General features: G+C 31.1%; 3 protein-coding genes. 2 read left to right on the top strand and 1 reads right to left on the bottom strand.

Going from position 1 to position 3,503, the window contains the following annotated elements; translation table 11 throughout:
* The coding region (locus RQ907_RS08130) for an IS110 family transposase (protein ID WP_311492872.1) at nt 1-877 on the bottom strand (877 nt) is incomplete at its 3' end.
* Between the two features lie 196 nt (nt 878-1,073).
* Between RQ907_RS08130 and istA the strand changes: the two genes are divergently transcribed.
* Entirely contained in the window at nt 1,074-2,540 is a 1,467-nt protein-coding gene (gene istA / locus RQ907_RS08125; RefSeq protein ID WP_311492871.1) for an IS21 family transposase, read from the top strand.
* A complete protein-coding gene (gene istB / locus RQ907_RS08120; RefSeq protein ID WP_311492870.1) occupies nt 2,530-3,273 on the top strand; it encodes an IS21-like element helper ATPase IstB in 744 nt (247 codons plus the stop codon). The genes istA and istB overlap by 11 nt, the downstream gene beginning before the upstream one ends.
* The last annotated feature ends 230 nt before the right edge of the window (nt 3,274-3,503 follow it).

Genomic DNA, 3,503 nt, shown 5'->3' with positions numbered 1-3,503 from the left:
CTTGGAATAGAGCGTCCCTTAAGTATGAACTTCCTCTTTTACTCATGCTACTGTAGGATGAATTCATTGTTCCAGATTGGTTAATAGATGGATCAAGTCCTGCATAGGCTAATAGTTTGCTTGGGCTTTCAAAGTTATCTATGTATCCAATCTCAGCTATTAAACTAGGGCCTATCTCTATTCCTACTCCTGGTATAGTCATTATTGGATTATCCATTTCATTCAAAAGTAGTTTGATTTGCTCATTAACTTCATCAATTTGATCTATTAAAAATTCTAAGGCTTTGATATCTTGAACTAATCTAAAAGACACAGCAGGTGAATTAATACCTATTGATCTTCTTGCAGCGTCTCTAATTTCTATGGCCTTTTCTTTAGAATGACTGCCATTAGAGGCCTTTTTAATCAGGTTAGTTAGCCTAGTTAGGTTGGCCTTAGCAATTTTATCTGCTGATGGATATTCTTTTAATACTTCTAAGGTGTATTTACAGAATACATCCCTACAGACTATAGCTAATTCAGGAAATATTAAATCTATGTATCCAACAATAGCATTTTTAAGCTTAATCCTGTCATTTTTCAAAGAAGATTTGTATCTAGTTAGTGACTTAAGTTCATAATTATGATACAATTCATTATGAGTAGGATTAGAGTCAGTAGCTCTTATAAGCTTTGCAATGAAGAAAGCATCAACCTTATCGGTTTTTGTATTTCTAAAACTATCAGCCTTTCTGTAAAGACTAGTTTGATAAGGGTTAAAGAAATGAATGTTAAAATTCAAATCTAGTAGAAATTTTGAAAGATTAAGATGATAGTGACCGGTGGACTCTAATCCTATTCTAATTTTATCCTTATCAAAATCAGAAAGTTTTTTCAGTAAATACTCAAAACCATCTTTAGAATTCTTAATTTCAAAATGACACCCTTTACCGAAATTATCTTCATCAGCTGTAAATGATAAACTAAAAGTGGTCCAATAATCGATTAATTCTAATCGAAAAATGGTCCACTTGTTTTAGTTTAGCCTTCGTATGTAAAATATAGGTACGGAGGTGTGTGAGGTGATTAATTTAATGGACAAACATGCAATAATAAAACTTAAAAATCAAGGATATTCAAATAGAGAAGCTGCAAAGATTCTTAAGATTAATAGAAAAACAGTAGCTAAATATTGGAATGAATACAAGGAGAATGTTAAGAACTTAGATAATCCTAACTTAGATAGAGCTTTAGTTCAAGAAAAAATAGCCAAGGCTCCTTCATATGATTCTTCTAATAGGAAGAAAGTTAAGTATACAAAAGAAGTTGATGAATATCTAGATGAAATCTTAGCTATGGAAAAAAGAAAAGATGAAGTCTTAAAAAACCATAAGCAACAACTAAGTGTAGTACAGATTCATAAGATGATTAAAGATAAGGGCTTTGACATTTCTTACCCATCTATTGCTGTCTATGTTAGAAAGAAGAGAAATATTAACAAAGAATGCTTCATTAAGCAAGAATATGATTTTGCTGATAGGTTAGAATATGACTTTGGTGAGGTTAAACTTGTAATTGCTGGAAAACTTTCTAAATTTTACCTAGCTGTACTTAGTTCTCCTGCTTCTAACTTTAGGTGGGCTTACCTCTACAAAAGTCAGGATCAAGAAGTATTCTTTGATTCCCAAGTTAGGTTTTTCGAGATGATAGGTGGTATGTATAGAGAAGTAGTCTATGACAATATGAAAAATGTAGTTCATAAATTTGTAGGTAGAAATGAAAAAAAGCTTAACCCTAAATTAATAGAATTTGCAAACTACTATGGCTTTAGTGTTAATGTAACTAATTGTTTTTCTGGTAATGAAAAAGGGCATGTTGAAGGTAGTGTTAGAATAGTTAGAAAAAACGCTTTTGCTGAAAAATATGAGTTTGATTCTTACGAAGATGCTTGCAAATATCTTGAAAATTCTTTAATAGTTTTAAACAAAGATTCTTTGATTGAAGAAGAAAAGAAAAAACTTTTAACTCTTAGACCTAAATATGAGCTAGCAAGCATTTCGGAGCATAAGGTAGATAAGTATTCTTTCATTCAAGTAGATAGGAACAAGTATTCTGTACCTGACTATATGGTTGGTAGAAAAGTTTTTGTAAGAAAGTACGCAAGGGAGATTAAAATATATGTTAATGATAAGCTACTAGCAAGCCATAAAAGAAAAGATGGCCACAATGAATATAGCATAGATATAAGCCATTATCTAAACTCATTAGCACGTAAACCAGGAGCTATTCGTAATTCACTTGCTTTAAAAAGTCAACCTGATTTGAAAGCCATCTTTGATAAATATTTTACCTCTAGTCCAAAGAAATTCATAAGTTTAATAGAAGAAAACAAAGATAAGGACATAGATCAACTACTTGACTTGTTAAAAGCTTATGCTAACTCAAAAGATGAACTAGATGTAATAGAAATAGTAAAAACAGATAATGATATCGAGATTAAAGCAAGGAAGATAGTAGCATCATATGATTCTTTATGCATTGGAGGTAAATATGGAAATTAAAGAAGCCTGTAGAATCCTTAAACTCTCATACCTTAGACAATCACATGAAGAATTGATAAGTGAAGCTAATGATCTTAATTTATCAATAGAAGAATTTTTAAATCTTTTCCTTGAAAGGGAAGTAGAAAGAAGAAAGAATAATGGAATTTCTAGAAGGATTAGAAATGCTAAGTTTATCAATAAAAAGTTTTTAGAGGACTTTGATAAAAGCAAATATAGCCTTGAATTAAATAAGAAATTTGAATACTTAGAAACTTTAAAGTTTGTAGATAACAAAGAAAATATTATCCTAATAGGGACACCTGGATGTGGTAAAACTCATTATGCTACTGCCCTAGGTATTAAGGCATGTATAGCTGGGAAGAATGTACTATTTACCTCAGTTCCTAATTTAGTAATTGAACTACAGGAGGCTATGAGTAAAAATCAAATTACTAACTACAAGAAGAAATTTGAAAAATATGACTTGGTAATCTTAGATGAGCTAGGTTATGTTTCATTTGATAAGACAGGCTGTGAGATTCTTTTTAACCTCTTATCATCTAGAAATGATAAAGGTTCAATAATATTAACAACAAATTTAAACTTTGAAAGATGGGAGGAAGTTTTTAAAGATCCTATGCTAACTGGGGCTATAGTAGATAGACTTGCTCATAGAGCACATATTATGGATATGTCCAGGGAAAAAAGTTATAGGATGGAAGATACAATAGAGTGGTCAAAGAATATATGAAATATATGTAAAACGCCTTTCCCCTAGGGGAAAGGAATATGTGGTCAATTTTTTTGCTAAATGTGGACCACTTTTCGATAATAACTGTGGACCATTTTTGGGTTGACATTTACATTTCTAACATTTTTTACCAACTTTCTGTGTTGTCTCTTAGCTAGGTAGTTATTATAGGCAATGAAGGCTATTACAATTAGGGCTGTGATTAGCTTTGGGTCGTTTGGATTTAGGCC

Source organism: uncultured Anaerococcus sp. (assembly GCF_963510575.1).
Taxonomy (GTDB): Bacteria; Bacillota; Clostridia; order Tissierellales; family Peptoniphilaceae; genus Anaerococcus.
This window is presented reverse-complemented; position numbering and strand designations above follow the sequence as displayed.